The following is a 16760-nucleotide window of genomic DNA, read 5'->3' on the forward strand; positions in this document are numbered from 1 at the left end:
CATTGAGGGTTGTCACAGAATCTGAGTATGTTAGGGTGTAAAAAGGTAATTATCTCCACCAGGTACTATATTGACATAATACAAATAACAGGAAACTCTCTATTGCATGGCAATTAAATTAGAAATTAAGAATCTCTATAAGATATTTGGCGAGCATCCACAGCGAGCGTTCAAATATATTGAAAAAGGATTTACTAAAGAACAACTACTGGAAAAAACGGGACTTTCGCTTGGCGTAAAAGACGCCAGTCTGACCATTGAAGAAGGCGAGATATTCGTCATCATGGGGCTTTCCGGCTCAGGAAAATCCACCATGGTTCGCCTTCTCAATCGCCTGATTGAACCCACCCGCGGGCAGGTGCTGATAGATGGCGTCGATATCGCCAAAATCTCAGAAGCCGAGCTGCGTGAGGTGCGCAGAAAAAAGATCGCTATGGTATTTCAGTCATTTGCGCTGATGCCGCATATGACCGTGCTCGACAATGCCGCCTTTGGTATGGAGCTGGCGGGCATGTCGACCCAGGAGCGCCAGCAGAAAGCCCTGGAGGCGCTGCGTCAGGTCGGCCTGGAGAATTACGCGCATGCTTACCCGGATGAGCTCTCCGGCGGAATGCGCCAGCGCGTCGGCCTCGCCCGCGCGCTGGCCATCAACCCTGATATCTTATTAATGGACGAAGCCTTCTCGGCCCTTGACCCATTAATTCGTACAGAAATGCAGGATGAGCTGACAAAATTACAGGCGAAACATCAGCGTACCGTGGTATTTATTTCCCACGATCTTGATGAAGCCATGCGCATTGGCGATCGCATCGCCATCATGCAAAATGGCGAAGTCATTCAGGTCGGTACCCCGGATGAAATACTGAATAATCCCGCCAATGATTATGTCAAAACCTTCTTCCGCGGTGTCGATATTAGCCAGGTGTTCAGCGCTAAAGATATTGCCCGACGAAGCCCGGTAGGCTTAATTCGTAAAACGCCAGGTTTCGGTCCGCGTTCAGCATTGAAATTATTGCAGGACGAAGACCGTGAATATGGTTATGTGATTGAACGTGGTAATAAGTTTGTCGGTATTGTCTCTATTGATTCACTGAAATCCGCCTTGAGCGAAGGTCAGGGAATTGATGCGGCGTTACTCGCATCCCCGCAGGCGGTAGATGCGCAAACGTCGCTCAGCGACCTGCTCTCCCACGTCGGCCAGGCACCGTGCGCGGTTCCGGTTGTGGATGAAGGGCACCAGTACATCGGCATTATTTCTAAAGGAATGCTGCTGAAGGCTTTAGATCGCGAGGGGGCAAACAATGGCTGATCAATCTAACCCGTGGGATACCGCACCGGCGGCGGATAGCGCCGCACAATCTGCCGATGCCTGGGGCACCCCGGCATCCGCACCGACCGATGGCGGCGGTGCCGACTGGCTAAACAGCGCGCCGGCGCCGCAGCCGGAACATTTCAACATCATGGATCCGTTCCATAAAACGCTGATCCCGCTCGACAGCTGGGTGACGCACGGTATCGACTGGATCGTGGTGCACTTCCGCCCGCTGTTCCAGGGCATCCGTGTGCCGGTGGACTACATCCTCAGCGCTTTCCAGCAGCTGTTATTAGGCATGCCGGCACCGGTCGCCATTGTGCTGTTCGCGCTTATCGCCTGGCAAATCTCCAGCGTGGGGATGGGCGTAGCGACGCTGATCTCTCTGGTTGCGATCGGTGCCATCGGCGCCTGGTCGCAGGCGATGGTGACTCTGGCGCTGGTTCTGACCGCACTGCTGTTCTGTATGCTGATCGGCCTGCCGCTGGGGATCTGGCTGGCGCGTAGCCCACGAGCGGCGAAAATTATTCGCCCGCTGCTGGATGCCATGCAGACAACGCCGGCGTTCGTCTACCTGGTACCGATTGTCATGCTGTTCGGGATTGGTAACGTTCCAGGCGTGGTGGTGACTATTATCTTCGCCCTGCCGCCTATCGTCCGTTTGACCATCCTCGGGATTAACCAGGTGCCCGCAGACCTGATTGAGGCTTCGCGCTCGTTCGGCGCCAGCCCGCGTCAGCTGCTCTTTAAAGTGCAGCTTCCGCTGGCAATGCCGACCATCATGGCCGGGGTTAACCAGACGCTGATGCTGGCGCTGTCAATGGTGGTGATCGCCTCGATGATCGCCGTGGGCGGTCTTGGCCAGATGGTGCTGCGCGGGATCGGCCGCCTCGATATGGGGCTGGCGAGCGTCGGCGGCGTCGGGATCGTCATTCTGGCGATTATTCTCGACCGCCTGACCCAGGCCGTCGGCCGCGATTCCCGCAGCCGCGGCAACCGTCGCTGGTACGCAACCGGTCCTCTGGGGCTGATTACCCGCCCGTTCTGTAAATAGTCTTCTCATCGCCCGGCGGCACTGCACCTGCCGGGCCCGCAGCTCTCCCTTCTCATTCATAAGGAATAACGATGCGACATAACACGATTATTGCCACAACGTTTGCCACTCTGCTCGCCACCAGCGCTGCCTGGGCAGCCGACCTACCGGGAAAAGGCATTACCGTCAAACCGATTCAAAGCACCATTACGGAAGAGACCTTCCAGACCCTGCTGGTGAGCCGCGCGCTGGAAAAACTGGGCTACACCGTCGATAAGCCCAGCGAAGTGGACTACAACGTTGGCTATACCTCGCTTGCCTCCGGCGACGCGACCTTCACCGCCGTCAACTGGCAGCCGCTGCATGACGATATGTACGCTGCCGCCGGTGGCGATAAAAGCTTCTATCGCGAAGGCGTTTTTGTTAACGGCGCGGCACAGGGCTACCTGATTGACAAAAAAACCGCCGAACAGTATCACATCAAATCCATCGATCAGCTGAAAGACCCGAAAATTGCCAAACTGTTCGACACCAACGGCGACGGTAAAGCCGATCTGACCGGTTGTACGCCGGGCTGGGGCTGCGAAGCGGTCATTAATCATCAGATTGATGCCTATGGCCTGAGCAAAACGGTGGTGCACAACCAGGGGAATTATGCGGCGATGATGGCCGATACCATTGCCCGCTTTAAAGAAGGTAAGCCGGTTATCTACTACACATGGACGCCGTACTGGGTCAGCGACGTGCTGAAGCCGGGCAAAGATGTCGTCTGGCTGCAGGTTCCGTTCTCCTCCCTGCCGGGAGTGCAGAAAAATATCGATACCAAACTGGCTAACGGCGCGAACTATGGCTTCCCGGTAAGCACGATGCACATCGTGGCCAACAAAGCCTGGGCAGAGAAAAACCCGGCGGCGGCAAAACTGTTTAGCATCATGAAACTACCGATTGCCGACATTAACGCCGAAAACGCCATGATGCATGAAGGTCATGCCTCAGAAGCGGATATTCAGGGTCACGTTGATGGCTGGATCAAAGCCCATCAGCAGCAGTTTGACGGCTGGGTGAAAGAAGCGCTGGCCGCGCAGAAGTAACCTGCCCTCAGGCCCGGAGGCAGCGCGCAGTCCGGGTACCTGAGCGCGCCACTCCGCTACCCCGGCGCGGCCGGGGTAACGTTCAGACGGTCCCACTCACCCGCCAGCGCCGCTTAACAAGGTGTCAAAGCGCCCCGCTCTCTGCTAAGGTAATCTCACCTGTTCAATCATGTGATATTCACGTGAGTTATCAATAAATAACGCGCTATGGAAAAACCTGCCCCTGCCAGTGAGGCCACGCTGCCTGAAGGGATTAAAGACAGCCTGCCGATTGTGATTAGCTACATTCCCGTGGCCTTCGCTTTTGGCCTGAACGCCACCCGACTCGGCTTCACGCCGCTGGAAAGCCTGTTCTTTTCCTGCATCATCTACGCCGGCGCCAGCCAGTTCGTCATTACCGCGATGCTCGCCGCAGGCAGCTCGCTGTGGGTGGCGGCCCTCACCGTGATGGCGATGGATGTGCGTCACGTTCTGTACGGCCCTTCGCTACGTAGCCGCATTCATCGCGCGCTGGATAAACGAAAAACCGCGCTCTGGGCTTTTGGCCTGACCGACGAAGTTTTCGCGGCGGCCACCGCAAAGCTGGTTCGCGACAACCGCCGCTGGAGCGAAAACTGGATGCTCGGTATCGCCTTCACCTCCTGGATATCATGGGTGTTCGGCACGCTGATCGGCGCCTACTCCGGTAGCGGCCTGCTGGTCGGTTTTCCGGCGGTGGAAGCCGCGCTGAGCTTTATGCTACCCGCGCTGTTTATGAGCTTCTTACTGGCCTCGTTCCAGCGGAAACAGTCTCTCAGCGTGACGGCCGCCCTGGCCGGTGCCCTGGGCGGCATTATTCTGTTTTCTATTCCAGCGGCCATTCTCGCCGGGATTGTCTGCGGCTGTCTGGCCGCGCTGATTCAGGCCAGCATTCAGGGGATGCCCGATGAACAATAACGTGCTGATTATCGGGATAGTGGTCGGCTGCGTGAACTATCTGTTTCGCTATCTGCCTCTGCGCCTGCGCGCAGGAAACGCGCGCCCGACGCGACGCGGTCCGCTCAGCGTGCTGCTCGATACCATCGGCATCGCCTCCATCTGCGCCCTGCTTATCGTCTCCAGCGTGCCGGAAATCCTCAGCGATTCCAGACGGCTGCTGCCTACGTTGGTTGGATTCACGGTGTTGGGACTGGCGTTCTGGAAGACGCGCAGCATTATTATGCCCACGCTGCTGAGCGCGTTGGCCTATGGAATAGCATGGAAAATCACAACTTTTTTATACTTTTAAAGTATCAATTTTAGTCAATAATTGATTTGATTTATTTGTCACAATAGTTATTATATCGGCTGTAATTAATGAGGTCATACCCAAATGGATAGTTCGTTTACTCCCATTGAGCAAATGCTCAAGTTCCGCGCCAGCCGTCACGAAGATTTCCCTTTCCAGGAGATTCTGCTCACCCGCCTCTGTATGCACATGCAAGGTAAGCTACTGGAAAACCGCAATAAGATGCTGAAAGCGCAGGGGATTAACGAGACATTATTTATGGCGCTGATCACGCTGGAGTCTCAGGAAAACCACAGTATTCAGCCTTCTGAGCTGAGCTGCGCGCTGGGATCGTCACGGACCAACGCAACCCGTATTGCCGATGAACTGGAAAAACGCGGCTGGATTGAGCGTCGCGAAAGCGACAACGATCGCCGCTGCCTGCATCTGCAACTCACCGACAAAGGTCATCAGTTTTTGCGCGAAGTTTTACCGCCGCAGCACAACTGCCTGCATCAGCTCTGGTCTTCTCTGAGCACCAGCGAGAAAGACCAGCTCGAGCACATCACCCGCAAACTGCTTAGCCGCCTTGACCAGATGGAAGAGGATGGCGTACTGGCGGAGTCGCTGCGTTAAGCGCGGGAACTGCTCAAAACTTTTTCTGGATTGACAAGGAAAAACAGACAGGCCAGCAGATCATCTGCTGGCCTTTCTGATAAACAGGTCGGCTCAGCCGATGTGAAATAATAAGATCGTGGAGAATAACATGAGCGCAAATGCGGAGAGCCAAACCCCGCAGCAACCGGACAGCAAGAAGGGCAAACGCAAAGGCGCCCTTCTGCTACTGACATTGCTCTTTATTATTATTGCCGTGGCATACGGAGTTTATTGGTTTTTGGTACTGCGTCATTATGAAGAGACCGATGACGCTTACGTGGCAGGGAACCAGGTGCAAATCATGGCGCAGGTGTCCGGCAGCGTGACGAAAGTCTGGGCCGACAACACCGATTTCGTGCAGCAAGGCGACCCGCTGGTCACCCTGGACCAGACCGATGCCCAGCAGGCATTTGAAAAAGCGAAAACCCAGCTGGCCGCCAGCGTTCGCCAGACGCGTCAGCAGATGATCAACAGCAAACAGCTGCAGGCGAATATCGACGTCAAGAAAACGGCGCTCTCTCAGGCACAGACCGATCTCAATCGTCGTATCCCGCTGGGCGCCGCCAACCTGATTGGCCGCGAAGAGCTGCAGCACGCTCGCGATACCGTCGCCAGCGCCCAGGCCGAACTGGATGTCGCCATTCAGCAATTCAACGCTAACCAGGCTATCGTGCTGAATACCCGCCTGGAACAACAGCCGGCGGTTCTGCAGGCGGCGACGGATGTCCGCAACGCCTGGCTTGCGCTGCAGCGTACGCAAATCGTCAGCCCGATTAGCGGCTACGTTTCCCGTCGTGCCGTGCAGCCCGGCGCCCAGATTAGCCCCACCACGCCGCTGATGGCGGTCGTACCGGCCACCAACCTGTGGATCGACGCCAACTTTAAAGAGACTCAGCTGGCGCATATGCGCATCGGCCAGGAAGCGACCGTCATCAGCGATATTTACGGCGATGATGTGAAGTACACCGGCAAGGTCGTCGGGCTGGACATGGGGACCGGCAGCGCGTTCTCACTGCTGCCGGCACAAAACGCCACCGGTAACTGGATCAAAGTGGTCCAGCGTCTGCCGGTACGTATTGAGCTCGATGCCAAACAGCTGGCTGAACATCCGCTGCGTATTGGTCTTTCAACGCTGGTTGAAGTGAACACCACCAACCGCGACGGCGAAATGCTGGCTAACCAGACGCGCAAATCCCCGGTTTATGAAAGCAATGCCCGCGAAATCGCCCTTGAGCCGGTGAACAAACTGATCGACGGTATCATCCAGGCTAACGCGGGATAATTCGGAGTGAGCGTAATGCAACCGCAAAAACCGCTGGAAGGCGCGCAGCTGGTCATCATGACCATTGCGCTGTCGCTTGCGACCTTCATGCAGGTGCTGGACTCCACTATCGCCAACGTGGCCATTCCGACCATTGCCGGTAACCTTGGCTCATCGTTGAGCCAGGGGACCTGGGTTATCACCTCCTTCGGGGTGGCGAATGCTATCTCTATACCGATCACCGGCTGGCTGGCAAAACGCGTCGGGGAAGTGAAGCTGTTCCTGTGGTCGACGGTGGCGTTTGCCATCGCCTCCTGGGCCTGCGGGATGTCCAACAGCCTGACGATGCTGATTTTCTTCCGCGTGATTCAGGGGATCGTCGCCGGTCCGTTGATTCCGCTGTCGCAAAGTCTGCTGCTCAGCAACTATCCGCCCGCCAAACGTTCTATCGCGCTGGCGCTGTGGTCGATGACGGTGATCGTCGCGCCGATTTGCGGCCCTATTCTCGGCGGCTATATCAGCGACAACTACCACTGGGGCTGGATCTTCTTCATCAACGTACCGATTGGCATCGCGGTGGTGGTGATGACGCTGCAAACCCTGCGCAGTCGCGAAACCCGTACCGAACAGCGGCGGATTGACGGCGTCGGCCTGGCGCTGCTGGTGATCGGTATCGGCAGCCTGCAGGTGATGCTTGACCGCGGTAAAGAGCTGGACTGGTTCGCCTCCAACGAGATTATCGTGCTGACAATCGTCGCGGTGATCGCCATCAGTTTCCTGATCGTCTGGGAGCTGACCGACGACAACCCGATCGTCGACCTCTCGCTCTTTAAATCGCGAAACTTCACCATTGGCTGTCTGTGCATCAGTCTCGCCTACATGCTCTACTTCGGTGCTATCGTGCTGCTGCCGCAGCTGCTGCAGGAGGTGTATGGTTATACCGCCACCTGGGCCGGTCTGGCTTCCGCACCGGTGGGGGTAATCCCGGTTATCCTGTCGCCAATTATCGGCCGCTTTGCCCATAAGCTCGATATGCGCCGGCTGGTGACCTTCAGCTTTATCATGTACGCGGTGTGCTTCTACTGGCGCGCCTGGACTTTCGAGCCCGGCATGGACTTCGGCGCCTCGGCGTGGCCGCAGTTTATCCAGGGCTTCGCGGTGGCCTGCTTCTTTATGCCGCTGACCACCATCACCCTGTCCGGCCTGCCGCCGGAACGGCTGGCGGCGGCATCAAGCCTGTCGAACTTCACCCGTACGCTGGCAGGGTCAATAGGCACCTCGATTACCACCACCATGTGGACTAACCGCGAGGCGCTGCACCATGCGCAGCTCACCGAGTCGGTGACGCCCTATAATCCCAACGCCCAGCAGATGTATGACCAGCTGCAGGGATTAGGGATGACTCAACAGCAGGCGTCCGGCTGGATAGCGCAGCAGATAACTAACCAGGGGCTGATTATCTCCGCCAACGAAATCTTCTGGTTCTCGGCGGCGATCTTTATCCTGCTGCTGGGGCTGGTGTGGTTTGCCAGACCGCCGTTTAGCGCCGGGGGCGGCGGCGGCGGTGCGCACTAAGGTTTGACCTGAAGGGATCTGCGGATCCCTTTTTTATTGCCGGCGCTACGCCAACCTTGTCCAGTTCTCGCTAGTTTCTGTCCAGTTTGCTAAAGCAGCCCGCTCTGCGCTTCGGCAGGATAAAGATCCGACACAAGGAGAGAACTATGCTGACAAATCCCGGTGAAAAATATCGCCCCTGGCCGCCCATTTCCCTGCCCGACCGCCGCTGGCCGGACAACCCGATAACCCACGCGCCGCGCTGGCTCTCAACCGACCTGCGCGATGGCAACCAGGCGCTGGCCGAACCGATGGACGGCGCACGTAAGCTGCAGTTCTGGGATCTGCTGCTGGAGTGCGGATTTAAAGAGATTGAAGTCGCCTTCCCCTCGGCATCTCAGACCGACTTCAACTTCGTCCGCCAGCTGATTGAGGAACGGCGCATTCCAGAAGATGTCACCATCCAGGTGCTGACCCAGGCGCGAGAAGATCTTATCCTGCGAACCTTTGAATCGCTGCGCGGCGCCCATCGCGCCACCGTCCATCTGTACAACGCCACCGCCCCGCTGTTCCGCAAGCTGGTTTTCGGGATGGATAAAGCGCAGGTCATTGAGCTGGCAACCCGCGCCACTCGCCTGATTCGCCAGCAGTGTGAAGAGCAGCCGCAGACCCGCTGGCAGTATGAATACTCCCCGGAAACCTTCTGCTTTACCGAACCGGAATTTGCCCAGGCTATCTGCGAAGCGGTAGCGGATATCTGGCAGCCCTGCGCACAACGACCGATGATTATCAACCTGCCAGCCACCGTCGAGGTCAGTACCCCGAACGTTTACGCTGACCAGATTGAGTTTTTCTGCCGCCATTTCTCCCGCCGGGCCGATGTCTGCATTAGCGTTCATCCGCATAATGACCGGGGGACCGGCGTTGCCAGCGCGGAGCTGGCGGTGATGGCCGGCGCCGACCGCGTAGAAGGCTGTCTGTTCGGCAACGGTGAGCGTACCGGTAACGTCTGTCTGGTCACCCTGGCCATGAACCTCTACAGCCAGGGGATTACGCCGCGGCTCAGCTTCCCGGAGATGAAACGGGTCGTGGAAGTGGTGGAGAATTGCAATCAGCTGCCGGTTCATCCTCGCCATCCGTGGGCCGGCAGCCTCGCCTACACCGCCTTTTCCGGTTCTCATCAGGATGCCATTAAGAAGGGATTCGATGCCCGTCAGCCCGGCGATCGTTGGGAGATGCCCTACCTGCCCGTCGACCCGCAGGACATCGGCTGTAGCTATGAAGCGGTTATCCGCGTCAACAGCCAGTCCGGTAAGAGCGGCAGCGCCTGGTTAATCGAACAGAATCACGGACTGAAGCTGCCCCGTGCGCTGCAGCAAGATTTCAGCCTGCACGTTCAGCAAGAGACCGATACGCATGGCAAAGAGATGACGCAGAATGCCCTCTGGCAGCTGTTCCGTTCCCGTTACGGGCTGGTTACTCAGCCACCGCTGGCGCTGCTGGAATATAAAACTGACAGCCGACAGGACGGCCAGCTTGTGTTGCGGGGTACGCTGCGGGTCAACGGTGAGACGCGTCGCCTTCAGGGCCACGGTAATGGCCTGCTCTCCGCGGCCGCCAGCGGCCTCAGCGCGCTGCTGAAGCAAGCGTTCGTCATTAAGGACTACCACGAACATACTCTCGGTGAACGTAGCGACAGCCGTTCAGTGGCCTATATTCGCTGTATTTTCCCCAATGGCGACAGCCGCTGGGGCGTTGGAATCGATAATGACGTGGCGCGCGCCTCATTGCAGGCGCTGTGTCATGCGGTCGGCGCAGACGCGCAAGCCGGCGGACGGAAGTAATCGCTGGGGGCGACGCCCATCACCCGGCGAAACATCGCGCTGAAGGCGCTATGGCTGCCATAGCCCAGATCGAGCGCCACCCGCAGCACCGATTGTCCCTGCGCCAGGCGAACCAGCGCTTCCATCAGCTTCGCCCGGCGCACCCATTCACTCCAGGTGAGCGTGGTCTGCTGCTGAAAATGGCGGTTGAGCGTACGTTCGCTCATATTGCTCTCTTTCGCCGCCTGCTGGCTGCTCCAGGCTTGTCCCGGCATTTCCCGCACCTTGTGACATAAACGGCGCAGCGCCTCGCTCCGGGGCTCCAGCAGGCCAAATGGCAGCACCGCCATACCGCGAATCTCATCGAGAATGAGTTCATAAATGCGCTCATCGCGACTGCCGGGTTGATAGCGCTCCGCCAGGGCCAGCGAGGTGACGATCAGCTCACGCAGCAGCGGAGTGATCTGCACGATCTGGCACGAAGACGGCAGATCGGCCCGGGCGAGCGGATCGATAAACAGCGTGCGGGCCGCGACCTGTCCGGTGACACGTAGCGCGTGGGGCGTACCTGCCGGCAGCCAGACGCCGCGTCCGGGTGGGACAACCCAGTAGCCCACCGGCGTGTCAACCCGCACCACGCCGCTGAGAATATGCAGCAGCTGGGCGCAGTCATGCTGATGCCACGGTTCGCTATCACCGTGAGCGTAATCATGGGCAAATGGCACCAGGGCGCGGTGTTGAAACGAGAAGGTGAGGGTCGTCGACATAGCGGCGCAGGAATAGCGGCCCGGCGGAAATCGCCGGACCGACAATAAGCACTAGATGTGCAGTTCTTGCAGGGTTTCTTTCGGCAGGGCCAGCTCATCGTTGCTGTTGATGCGCACATCGCGCTCGATGATATGGCGTGCGATCTCCTGAGCTTCTTCCAGCGAGTGCATGGTATAGGTACCGCACTGGTAGACGTTCAGTTCCGGGATCTGCTTCTGATCTTTCACTTTCAGCACATCGGCCATCGCCGCTTTCCAGGCGTCGGCTACACGCTGCTCATCCGGCGTACCAATCAGGCTCATATAGAAGCCCGTACGGCAGCCCATCGGAGAGATGTCGATAATTTCCACACCATTGCCGTTCAGGTGGTCGCGCATAAAGCCCGCGAACAGGTGCTCAAGAGTATGAATCCCTCTTTCCGGCATCACTTCCTGGTTTGGTACGCAAAAACGCAGATCGAAAACGGTAATTTCATCGCCGTGCGGCGTGTTCATTTTCTTCGCAACGCGCACCGCCGGTGCTTCCATGCGGGTATGGTCGACTGTGAAACTATCTAACAACGGCATTCTTCACCTCCGATAGTGATTTTTTTTAAAATAAAATGAACTCTTCTTACACCCGCGAGTCTGAGTATATGAAAGACGCGCATTTATTATCATCATCATCCCTGAATCAGAGATGAAAGTTTGGCCACATTGATGTGGCCTTTTTCTTTTGTACCGCTTTTTGCTACGCGTGTCTTGCTAACAGGGCTTCAAACGGCTCGCTATCTTCCGCTTCCACCTTCTGCTGGCGCATCACTGAAGCTTCACGTTCAGCGATAAAATCATCTTCACGCAAAATTTCCAGAGGCTCTTCCCGCAGCATCGTACGATATCGATCGGCCAGCTCCCTACCGGTGCCGCCAATCCCTTCTTCAAGCATAGAACGCAGAATGCGGGCTGAGAAAGTTAATTCCGGATCGTCGAAGCTGGCAACCAGCTCATCACAAACCTGCTGGTAGGCTTCGCCACCGTGGATGCTATCTAACGTCTGCGCCACGCGGCGCAAATCACGGAACAGATCTTTACCCACTTGAGCCAGCGGGAACTGCGCGCTTTCGCAGCCGATACCCAGCGTCAGCCCCGGCTTACGGCCTTCCAGAATCACGCGATTCCAGTTGGTGCGCGTACACAGCAGCTCATCGCTGCTCATTTCCGGCGCATCGGCCAGCACGCACCAGACCATAAACAGGTCGAGGAAACGCACCTGCTGCTCGTCAACGCCAATCGGCGAGAACGGGTTGATATCCAGCGAGCGGACTTCGATATATTCAATACCGCCGCGCAGCAGCGCGTCGGAAGGCGTCTCACCGCTGCGGGTCACACGCTTCGGCCGAATTGGCGCGTAGAGTTCGTTCTCAATCTGCAGAATATTGCTGTTGATTTGCAGATGCTTGCCATCTTTCTCGAGGCCAATCCGGGCATACTCTTCCGACGGCGTTTTAATCGCCCGCTTCAATCCTGCCACATACTCGTGGAGATCGTTAAACGTAATCCCGAGATTGCTTTGCGACTTATTGGTATAACCCAGATCGCTCAGGCGCAGCGAGGTCGCATAAGGCAGGTAGTACATACCATTTTCCGCTTTCTCAAACGGCAGCGTCGTCGGTTTGCCCTGCAGGAACGAAGAGCAGATAGCCGGAGAGGCGCCGAACAGGTATGGGATCACCCAACCGAAGCGGTAATAGTTACGAATTGAACGGAAATAGCCGGCGGAAATCGCCTCTTTGCCGCTTTCCGCATCGTCAACGCCGCACTTCGCCTGCCAGAAAGCCATCGGCAGCGAGAAGTTATAGTGCACGCCGGAGATAGTTTGCATCAGCGCGCCATAGCGGTTCTTCAACCCCTCGCGGTACAGCGTTTTCAGACGGCCAATATTCGAGGTGCCATACTGCGCCAGTTCGATATCCTGACCAGGAGCAATATAGCAAGGCATGCTCAGTGGCCACATCCGCTCATCGCCCAGTTGACGAGCGGTATAGCGATGAACATCGCGCATAAAGGTGAGCATATGCTGAATGTCGCCATCAACCGGCGTAATAAACTCCAGCAGCGCTTCAGCAAAGTCGGTAGTAATCCATTTATGGGTCAGCGCCGAGCCAAGGGCCTGAGGGTGACCGGTCGTCGCCAGTGAGCCATCGGCATTGACGCGCAGCGTTTCACGCTCAAGACCACGTTGGATACCCTGAAGAGCCTGTGGATTTTTTTCCAGCCAGGCCAGCGCCTGTGATACATCCGGGATCAATTTGACCTCCCGCCTGTCGAAATCGTTTGAATAAGCATAATTGTAATGGTGACCATACAGGTTATCCCAGAAGACGTTACTGTTGCCGGTTCCGCGCGCGAAAACCGGATCGCACTGGCAGTACGTGCGGATTTCGGGCACAGCCGAGGTGTAAAATAACCGGTAACACGGCCTGTCGGGATAGTCTTAGTTCCACAATTAGTGCCACCACGTCATGCCCTGAAGCGTTACCACCGCAATGACGATATAGCGTAACGCTTTACCAAGGCATAAGAAAAAAAGTACCGGCCCCCAGGAGATGCGCATCCATCCCGCCAGCAGACACAGTAAATCGCCGATGACCGGCGCCCAGCTTAATAATAATGTGACCGCGCCGTAGCGCTTTAACCAGCCGGTTGCTTTTTCCTGCCAGCGCGATGTTTTGCGCAGCGGAAACAGGCGCCCCAGAATAACGTTAGTTACCCCTCCAAGGCTATTGCCGATTGTTGCTATTAATACCAGGGCCCACGGTTGGCTTGCCCCCGTAAGTAGCATAGCAACCAGCACAACTTCCGAATTGCCGGGAAGTAATGTGGCGCTCAAAAAACTACTGGCAAACAGCGATATCAGCGACAGTGCGTCGCTCACAGCAACCGAACGTCCACGGCATCCATCCCCGCACGCTTCGCCGCCTGCAGACCAAAATCAGCATCTTCAAAGACGACGCATGTTTCCGGCGCGACGCCCATGCGCTCCGCGCACAGCAGGAAGGTATCGGGCGCGGGTTTATGATTCTGGACATGATCGGCGGCAATCACCGCCGCAAAGTAGTGACGCAGGCCGAGGTGCGCCAGCAGCGCCTCAGCGACGGCGCTTTCGCTGCCGGTCCCGACCGACATCGGACGACGCCCGTGCCATGCCTTCACAACGTCTATCAACGGTAAGGGACGCACGCTGTCCAGCAGCATGGCCTTCACGGCCACGGTTTTTTCCTCCGCCAGACGGTGAGGATCTAAATCAGCGTGATTCAGTTCGATAATCGCCTGGGCTATACGCCAGGTCGGAGAACCATTGAGCGCGACCATCGCCTGCTCGTCGAAACGCATTCCGTAACGGCCCAGAACCTCGTGCCACGCTTTACGATGCGTCGGTTCGGTATCAAGGATGGTGCCATCCATATCAAAGATCAGTCCTGCGTAACGTTCGTACATCGTGTTCTCACAAACCGGGTAAGAAAACGTTACTTTATCGCAAAAGGCGCATGTTGTCGCGGCCAGCGCCTCAGGCAATAAAGGCGCCTTCGGGCGCCTTTATGTGACTCATATCATGATTTATTTGATTTTTAAATCGTTCTCAACCAAACGAACGCCCTGCACTCTGCGGGTGACTTCCACCGCGCGGCTGGCGTCCTTCGCTGATGAGACAAAACCACTCAACTGAACACGTCCTTTAAAGGTCTGTACGCTAATTTCAGAAGACTTAATATCTTTTTCGTTAAACAGCGCCGTTTTAACCTTCGTGGTGACGACGGTATCGTCAATATAGCCACCGGTACTTTCCTTTGTGGGCGATCCCGCACAGCCAGCTAACGATACGGCTACCAGAAGCGTCGCACAAAACGCAGGTATTGCTTTGAACCATTTCATGGATTTCTCTCCTTGCACTCATCTCACCCAAATCAGGCCGATACATACGGGTAAATTATAGTGGAAAGAGTCACTTGCCAATAAAAAAAGATCGCTCAGCATCGTTGAAAGAGATCCGCCGCCTGAATGGTCCAGGCCGCTTTTGCCAGAAAAGGCAGGCACAGAACGGATAAACGGTTTGGGGTTTTAAGAAAAAGGAGAAACTGAAGAAGATGGTGCATCCAGGAGGATGACTCGTTTTACTCACCCTACGGGCCGTTGCTCACGCAACGTTATCCTCCCTGGTACTGGCGATAATTTCGCAGACCATGAAGCGATAAATTTAATGTGAATCTGGAGAAGATGGTGCATCCGGGAGGATGACTCGTTTTACTCACCCTACGGGCCGTTGCTCACGCAACGTTATCCTCCCTGGTGCTGGCGATGATTTCGCAGACCATGAAGCGATAAATTTGATGTAAATCTGGAGAAGATGGTGCATCCGGGAGGATTCGAACCTCCGACCGCTCGGTTCGTAGCCGAGTACTCTATCCAGCTGAGCTACGGATGCATCAGGGAGAACTGCTTTACTACATTGTCTTGCCTGGTGCTGACGATTATCTCGCAGACCGTGAAATAACACTTTCGCTGTTATCTCGGAGAAGATGGTGCATCCAGGAGGATGACTCACTTCGCTCGCCCTGTGGGCCGTTGCTTACGCAACGTTATCCTCCCTGGTACTGGCGATTATTTCGCAGACCATGAAATAACAGTTCCGCTGTCATTTCGGAGAAGATGGTGCATCCGGGAGGATTCGAACCTCCGACCGCTCGGTTCGTAGCCGAGTACTCTATCCAGCTGAGCTACGGATGCATCAGGGAGAACTGCTTTACTACATTGTCTTCCCTGGTGCTGACGATTATCTCGCAGACCATGAAATAACACTTTCGTTGTTATCTCGGAGAAGATGGTGCATCCGGGAGGATGACTTACTTCGCTCGCCCTATGGGCCGTTGCTTACGCAACGTTATCCTCCCTGGTACTGGCGATTATCTCGCAGACCGTGAAATAACAGTTCCGCTGTCATTTCGGAGAAGATGGTGCATCCGGGAGGATTCGAACCTCCGACCGCTCGGTTCGTAGCCGAGTACTCTATCCAGCTGAGCTACGGATGCATCAGGGAGAACTACTTTACTACGCGTCAGTGTCACATCTAACACTTGCCACACTGAGTAAGATGGTGCATCCGGGAGGATGACTCGGCTTTCGCCTCGCCCTGCGGGCCGTTGCTAATGCAACGTTATCCTTCCTGGTGCTTGCGGTTATTACCGCTACCCCAACCACCTCTTCATTGCTGAAGAAATGGGAAAATATGGTGCATCCGGGAGGATTCGAACCTCCGACCGCTCGGTTCGTAGCCGAGTACTCTATCCAGCTGAGCTACGGATGCAAAATGGCGGTGAGGCGGGGATTCGAACCCCGGATGCAGCTTTTGACCGCATACTCCCTTAGCAGGGGAGCGCCTTCAGCCTCTCGGCCACCTCACCACACGCCTCTTACGAGTGCTTCGAAGAACTTGTTTCTGCTCTTCGTCGCTGCGATGGCGCACATATTACTTTCTGGTACTTATAAGTCAAACAATTTTTCGATACCTTTTTCCGTTTGCACACTTACCGCGCAATTAGCCTGCAAAAACGGCAAAAAGAGTGTTTTATCAACAGGAATTCAGGGCTTTCGGCCAGCGGCAGGCAAAAGATAAATGTCGCGATCGATAGGCAATAAACAAAAATGGGAGAGAGCAGAAGAAGAAAAGTCAGAAAGAAGGACGGGAGCGGGGATGCGCCTCACGGAATCGCGAGGCGCGAAAACCTTAGTAACTGGACTGCTGGGATTTTTCAGCCTGGATACGCTGGTAGATCTCTTCACGATGCACGGAGACTTCTTTAGGGGCATTAACGCCAATACGTACCTGGTTACCCTTAACCCCTAAAACTGTCACAGTGACCTCATCTCCAATCATGAGGGTCTCACCAACTCGACGAGTCAGAATCAGCATTCTTTGCTCCTTGAAAGATTAAAAGAGTCGGGTCTCTCGTATCCCGGCATTATCCATCATATAACGCCA

At 56.0% G+C, this 16760-nt stretch carries 16 protein-coding genes and 5 tRNA genes; 9 read left to right on the top strand and 12 right to left on the bottom strand.

Annotation, left to right across the window (positions count from 1 at the left end; genetic code table 11):
* Positions 1-106 precede the first annotated feature (106 nt).
* The 9 genes from proV (at position 107) to leuA (ending at position 9998) form a co-directional block, all read left to right on the top strand.
* Positions 107-1309 (top strand): glycine betaine/L-proline ABC transporter ATP-binding protein ProV, encoded by a 1203-nt coding sequence (gene proV, locus ROR01S_RS04360; protein ID WP_004866784.1) that lies wholly within the window; start codon positions 107-109, stop codon positions 1307-1309.
* The gene (gene proW, locus ROR01S_RS04365; protein ID WP_004866787.1) at positions 1302-2366 is read left to right on the top strand and encodes a glycine betaine/L-proline ABC transporter permease ProW; all 1065 of its coding nucleotides are present in this window, start codon (positions 1302-1304) and stop codon (positions 2364-2366) included. Before proV ends, proW begins: the two co-directional genes overlap by 8 nt.
* Before the next feature lie 71 nt (positions 2367-2437).
* Complete coding sequence (gene proX, locus ROR01S_RS04370; RefSeq protein ID WP_004866790.1) at positions 2438-3436, top strand: glycine betaine/L-proline ABC transporter substrate-binding protein ProX; 999 nt, start codon at positions 2438-2440, stop codon at positions 3434-3436.
* A gap of 207 nt (positions 3437-3643) precedes the next feature.
* Positions 3644-4372 carry an AzlC family ABC transporter permease gene (locus ROR01S_RS04375; RefSeq protein ID WP_048025118.1) on the top strand — a complete coding sequence of 243 codons (729 nt, stop codon included), beginning with the start codon at positions 3644-3646 and terminating at the stop codon, positions 4370-4372.
* Complete coding sequence (gene ygaH, locus ROR01S_RS04380; RefSeq protein WP_004866795.1) at positions 4362-4703, top strand: L-valine transporter subunit YgaH; 342 nt, start codon at positions 4362-4364, stop codon at positions 4701-4703. The genes ROR01S_RS04375 and ygaH overlap by 11 nt, the downstream gene beginning before the upstream one ends.
* Positions 4704-4787: 84 nt before the next feature.
* Positions 4788-5318, top strand: coding sequence for a transcriptional repressor MprA (mprA, locus tag ROR01S_RS04385; RefSeq protein ID WP_004866799.1), 531 nt, complete (start codon positions 4788-4790; stop codon positions 5316-5318).
* A gap of 130 nt (positions 5319-5448) precedes the next feature.
* Positions 5449-6621: a multidrug efflux MFS transporter periplasmic adaptor subunit EmrA gene (gene emrA, locus ROR01S_RS04390; protein ID WP_004866802.1), complete on the top strand. Its 1173-nt coding sequence runs from the start codon at positions 5449-5451 to the stop codon at positions 6619-6621.
* 15 nt (positions 6622-6636) lie between these two features.
* Positions 6637-8175, top strand: coding sequence for a multidrug efflux MFS transporter permease subunit EmrB (emrB, locus tag ROR01S_RS04395; protein WP_004866805.1), 1539 nt, complete (start codon positions 6637-6639; stop codon positions 8173-8175).
* A gap of 146 nt (positions 8176-8321) precedes the next feature.
* Positions 8322-9998: a 2-isopropylmalate synthase gene (gene leuA, locus ROR01S_RS04400; RefSeq protein ID WP_064359150.1), complete on the top strand. Its 1677-nt coding sequence runs from the start codon at positions 8322-8324 to the stop codon at positions 9996-9998.
* On the opposite strand, the gene ROR01S_RS04405 is transcribed toward leuA, so the two are convergent.
* The 12 genes from ROR01S_RS04405 to csrA form a co-directional block, all read right to left on the bottom strand.
* A complete protein-coding gene (locus ROR01S_RS04405; RefSeq protein ID WP_004866811.1) occupies positions 9956-10744 on the bottom strand; it encodes an AraC family transcriptional regulator in 789 nt (262 codons plus the stop codon). The genes leuA and ROR01S_RS04405 overlap by 43 nt on opposite strands.
* Before the next feature lie 51 nt (positions 10745-10795).
* Positions 10796-11311: an S-ribosylhomocysteine lyase gene (luxS, locus tag ROR01S_RS04410; protein ID WP_004866815.1), complete on the bottom strand. Its 516-nt coding sequence runs from the start codon at positions 11309-11311 to the stop codon at positions 10796-10798.
* A 163-nt stretch (positions 11312-11474) separates the two neighbouring features.
* Positions 11475-13031, bottom strand: a complete 1557-nt coding sequence (gene gshA, locus ROR01S_RS04415; RefSeq protein ID WP_015585888.1) for a glutamate--cysteine ligase — start codon at positions 13029-13031, stop codon at positions 11475-11477.
* 198 nt (positions 13032-13229) lie between these two features.
* Entirely contained in the window at positions 13230-13658 is a 429-nt protein-coding gene (locus ROR01S_RS04420) for a YqaA family protein (protein WP_004866820.1), read from the bottom strand.
* The gene (gene yqaB, locus ROR01S_RS04425) at positions 13655-14221 is read right to left on the bottom strand and encodes a fructose-1-phosphate/6-phosphogluconate phosphatase (protein ID WP_004866822.1); all 567 of its coding nucleotides are present in this window, start codon (positions 14219-14221) and stop codon (positions 13655-13657) included. Before yqaB ends, ROR01S_RS04420 begins: the two co-directional genes overlap by 4 nt.
* Positions 14222-14341: 120 nt before the next feature.
* Positions 14342-14656, bottom strand: coding sequence for a BON domain-containing protein (locus ROR01S_RS04430; protein ID WP_004866826.1), 315 nt, complete (start codon positions 14654-14656; stop codon positions 14342-14344).
* Positions 14657-15129: 473 nt separating this feature from the next.
* A tRNA-Arg gene (locus ROR01S_RS04435) sits at positions 15130-15206 on the bottom strand.
* Positions 15207-15431: 225 nt separating this feature from the next.
* Positions 15432-15508: transfer RNA gene (locus ROR01S_RS04440), tRNA-Arg, on the bottom strand.
* 225 nt (positions 15509-15733) lie between these two features.
* Positions 15734-15810, bottom strand: a tRNA-Arg gene (locus ROR01S_RS04445).
* A 198-nt stretch (positions 15811-16008) separates the two neighbouring features.
* A tRNA-Arg gene (locus ROR01S_RS04450) sits at positions 16009-16085 on the bottom strand.
* Positions 16086-16089: 4 nt separating this feature from the next.
* Positions 16090-16182, bottom strand: a tRNA-Ser gene (locus ROR01S_RS04455).
* Positions 16183-16505: 323 nt separating this feature from the next.
* A complete protein-coding gene (gene csrA / locus ROR01S_RS04460; RefSeq protein ID WP_000906486.1) occupies positions 16506-16691 on the bottom strand; it encodes a carbon storage regulator CsrA in 186 nt (61 codons plus the stop codon).
* Positions 16692-16760 lie beyond the last annotated feature (69 nt).

It is taken from the genome of Klebsiella ornithinolytica NBRC 105727 = ATCC 31898 (assembly GCF_001598295.1).
In the GTDB taxonomy this organism is placed as follows: domain Bacteria; phylum Pseudomonadota; class Gammaproteobacteria; order Enterobacterales; family Enterobacteriaceae; genus Klebsiella; species Klebsiella ornithinolytica.